The sequence below is a fragment of the uncultured Thiodictyon sp. genome (assembly GCA_903837595.1).
In the GTDB taxonomy this organism is placed as follows: domain Bacteria; phylum Pseudomonadota; class Gammaproteobacteria; order Chromatiales; family Chromatiaceae; genus Thiodictyon.
In genome coordinates, this window is sequence record CAILVI010000353.1 from 1 (window position 1) to 2,701 (window position 2,701).

The 2,701-nt window shown below is 61.1% G+C and carries 3 protein-coding genes; all 3 read right to left on the bottom strand.

The genetic code is table 11. From position 1 onward, the window contains the following. Positions 1-234: 234 nt before the first annotated feature. Genes QZY44_RS20190 through QZY44_RS20200 form a run of 3 tightly spaced genes read right to left on the bottom strand, consistent with a single transcriptional unit; the run spans position 235 to position 2,520 of the window. Entirely contained in the window at positions 235-1,851 is a 1,617-nt protein-coding gene (locus QZY44_RS20190) for an IS66 family transposase (protein WP_295450854.1), read from the bottom strand. Then, positions 1,820-2,170: an IS66 family insertion sequence element accessory protein TnpB gene (gene tnpB, locus QZY44_RS20195; protein WP_295450856.1), complete on the bottom strand. Its 351-nt coding sequence runs from the start codon at positions 2,168-2,170 to the stop codon at positions 1,820-1,822. Before tnpB ends, QZY44_RS20190 begins: the two co-directional genes overlap by 32 nt. Beyond that, positions 2,164-2,520 carry a hypothetical protein gene (locus tag QZY44_RS20200; RefSeq protein WP_295450859.1) on the bottom strand — a complete coding sequence of 119 codons (357 nt, stop codon included), beginning with the start codon at positions 2,518-2,520 and terminating at the stop codon, positions 2,164-2,166. The genes tnpB and QZY44_RS20200 overlap by 7 nt, the downstream gene beginning before the upstream one ends. Positions 2,521-2,701: the final 181 nt, after the last annotated feature.

Below are 2,701 nucleotides of genomic sequence, written 5' to 3' on the forward strand. Positions count from 1 at the left end.
CCTGCGTCGTGTGCACGAGTGTGTTTTCGGCGTGCTGGCACTGGAAAGCGAACCCGTCGATCCTCGGCTGTGAGCGAGAAATGCATTCCGGCCGGTTGGTGTAGACTTACAATGGCCGGCACCGTCTACTCGTTCGCGAGTCGCTTGAGTTATTCCTTAGCTTCTGCATCGTAAGCGGCAGCTCCAGCACCCCATTGGCGGTTGACCGGCGGAGTGGTACGGTGGCGCGGGAGATCAAGCAGCCTGCGCCCGGCTGCGGGCGGCGAGCCAGCGCCGGGGCGTGAGGTCGGCGGTCTGCCGGTTGGTCAGCGCCGGCAGGCGGGTGAGGACATCCAGCAGGTATTCCCGCGGATTGATGCCGAGGCGTCGGCAGTTGGCCATGATCGTGTAGACGATGGCACCGCGATCACCGGCGTCTGGGTGGCCGATGAAGAGCCAGTTCTTCTTGCCGATGGCGGTGGGCCGGATGGCGTTCTCGACCAGATTATTGTCGATTTCCAAGCGGCCGTCGTCGCGGAAGCGCAGCAACTCCTGCCAGAGGTCCACCGCGTAGTTGATGGCTTTGCGCGTGGGACTGGTCGGGTGAAAGGCCAACTGTCTTGCGCGCAGTACCTTTTCCAAGCGGGCCAGGATCATGGCCGTCTGGGCACTGCGCACCGTCTGCCGCAAGTTTGGCCCTTTGCCGCGCAAGGATTCCTCGATCCGGTACATCAAGCGGATCTGGTGCAGAACCCAGCGCACCAGTACGGGGCTATCCTCCTTGGCCTCGTCGAACTTGCGTCGTGCATGCGCCCAGCAGGCCGCCAGATCAATACCACCGTGGTCCTTGGCATAGCTGGCATAGACCACATAACCGTCGCTCTGTACTTTTCCGCGAAAGTCCTGCAACATTCCCTTGAGACAACCACCGCCACGACCAGTATGCCATTCAAAAAGCACGTCGCCGCCGGGGCGGTTGTAGACCCAGAAATATCCCTTTCGACTGCCACCAGTGTCGGCCCCGCAGTAGCGGATCGGCGTTTCGTCCACTTGCAGATATCCGCATTTCTTCAGGTCTTCGCGGATGTGCTGATAGATTGGCTGGAGCCAGTCGGCGGCGATGCGCACCCACTCGCTCATCGTCTGGCGGGAAAGTTCGATCCCGTGGCGCGTACGCAGGATCATCTCCTGCCGGTAGAGCGGCAGGTGGTCCACGTACTTCTTGAGCAGAATGTCAGTGATCAACCCGGGACTGGCGAATCCACCCTCTACCAGGCGCGGCACCAGCGGCGCAATGACGGGCGGTAGCGCACGGTTCGTCTTGCTCGTGAACTTCCGCCGGATGATGCGGCGCCGGAAATAACGTGTGGGCGTGACGTCGAGTTCCTCGGTAACTTCCGCGCCGATGAACTGATAAGCCGTGGGGTTCTGCTTCACCGCCTCGGGATCGATCACAATCTCTTCGGTCGGCAGGTGCTCCGGCAGGCGCGGTTTACGATCGCGGGGCGCACGCGGGCGCGGAGGCGTAGGCGGCTTCGGTGGTTCGTTGTTGTCATCCAGAGTCGCCGCGGGCGCATAACCCAACAGCAGTTCCAACTGGCGGGGATCGATCTTCTCGCTCGTACGCCCAAACATGCGCTTGAGCAGGAACTGATTCTTCTGCTGCAGGAGCCGGTTCTCTGCGCGCAACGATTCATTCTCGACGCGCAGGGCCTCAATCTGGGCGGCCTGCGCGGCAATCGACCGGCGAAGTTCTTCGATTTGCGTTTGCATGTTCCGTACGTTGTATAGAACGTCGGAACCCGCGAAAAAGTTGTGCAAAATATTCGAAAAGTTATCATCAGCGTTGGTACCACGGACGTAGCGATCCACGTCGCAAATCCACGCCGTCGAGCAGCAAACCGAGTGCTTCCGGACTGAGTTGCAACTTGCCGTTTTGCACGTCGATCCCCTTGGGCCAGTTGAACGTGCCCTCTTCCAACCGCTTGGTCATGACCCACAGACCGGTGCCGTCGAAATAGAGGATCTTAACCCGGTTGTGCCGCCGGTTGGTGTAGACGTAGAGCGCACCCGTGGACGGATCGTCCTTGAGCACGTTGACCGTCGTCGCCCATAAACCGGAGAAACTCTGGCGCAGGTCGGCCGCGTCCATCGCCAGAAACACTTTGAGCGATCCGGGAAAGGTCAGCATGGATGTGCCTCCCCGTAACCGGCCACACCGCGAATCAGTGCGATCAGTTCCTGCGACTTACCCTGGTGGCGGATGCCAATGCGCGCTCCGTTCGGCAGCAGCACTTCCACCGCTGCAGGTGACGTTGCTGGCGAACTGGCACAAACCTCAACCTGCGCAAAAGCTGGCGAACGAGTGGCAACCGCTGTGTGCGCTCGCTGCGCCCAGGCATAAAATGTGGTCAGCTTGATCCGACGCCGGGCGCAAAACGCTTTCTTCGTCAGACCACTCGCCGCATGCTCCTGAATCAGGCGATGTCGTTCCTCGGCGGTGAACCGGCACCGCCGTCCTGCCGTTGTTTTTGCTTTCATGCCTCCGGTGTATCACGCCACCGCGGGCAGGCCAATGGGGTGCTGGAGACGACGCTTACGCAACGTCACCTGCAGCGGTGGAAGTGCTGCTGCCGAACGGAGCGCGCATTGGCATCCGCCACCAGGGTAAGTCGCAGGAACTGATCGCACTGATTCGCGGTGTGGCCGGTTACGGGGAGGC

What these genes read in the sequence shown, in the direction of transcription:
- tnpB (WP_295450856.1), bottom strand. Translation starts at nt 2,170, where the DNA reads ATGCTGACCTTTCCCGGATCGCTCAAAGTGTTTCTGGCGATGGACGCG.
- QZY44_RS20200 (WP_295450859.1), bottom strand. Translation starts at nt 2,520, where the DNA reads ATGAAAGCAAAAACAACGGCAGGACGGCGGTGCCGGTTCACCGCCGAG.